This window comes from Nocardioides humilatus (assembly GCF_008373755.1).
Taxonomy (GTDB): Bacteria; Actinomycetota; Actinomycetes; order Propionibacteriales; family Nocardioidaceae; genus Nocardioides; species Nocardioides humilatus.
The window spans coordinates 1-848 of the sequence record NZ_VUJV01000012.1; the positions used below are offsets into that span (position 1 = coordinate 1).

General features: G+C 47.1%; 1 protein-coding gene. It reads right to left on the minus strand.

The annotated features are described in order from the left end of the window. Positions 1-50 precede the first annotated feature (50 nt). Positions 51-848 (minus strand): hypothetical protein (locus F0U44_RS23855; protein WP_149730554.1); only part of this gene is annotated, 798 nt, incomplete at its 5' end.

Sequence of the window (848 nt, forward strand, 5' to 3'; positions counted from 1 at the left end):
GTTAATTTGGTTTTCAACATATTAATCGGCAGAACCTTTTACAACAACGCTTAGTAGGGGACGATGTACCATGCAAAAAGTTGGGGATAACCGGAAACTTCGCCGCTGTGGCCCAAGGCTTCACGGTCTTCGTTGGCGGCCATATCTTCATCAAGTGTCATAACACTGTTGTACTCTCGGTTGTAGACGAAGAACATGACGTCGCTTTCGTACATGGAGGGCTCAAGGTACCAGTGGTGTTTGAAGGTGTCAGCGGTGCTATCACCGTAGATGATACGGTCATCACTAGAACCTTTCGTGTTATCGAGCTTCAGGTACTGTTTGTCCTCGGTGGACATGATCTTGAAGTATACTCTGTTGTTTTCCAACACGGGGGTAAACTTCCAGGAGACTTTCTTGCTGGTTTTGTCTTTGGAGTCACCGAATGCAATTTTGTTGTGGTTTTGTTGGTCGATCAACTTGAGGGCGTGATGGTCCCTTTTGTTTATGAGCTTGACAGTCTGCTCGGTGAAGATCACTCTAAACTGGATGGGGAAGTAAGATTTGACGATTTCCTTTCCATCCTTTGTCCATAACTGGTAGGCGAAGTCCATGGTGTTCCTCTTGCCGTTTTCGATCAGACGCTTCACGGCTTCCTTGATAACCTCTCCCTTCTTTTCCTTCAGATATTCAGAGCATTTGGCGATAGCGGTCTCGTATTCACCAATGACGACACTCATATACAGCTGCTCTGCCAGTACGTCATCAGTTCTTGGTGCAAGTGTGGCGTTAGAAGCCAGCGCACACACGGCGAGGACGAAGGCAAACAAAGTCAGTCTCATCTTGGCGCAGTGGTTATCTTTGAAAGG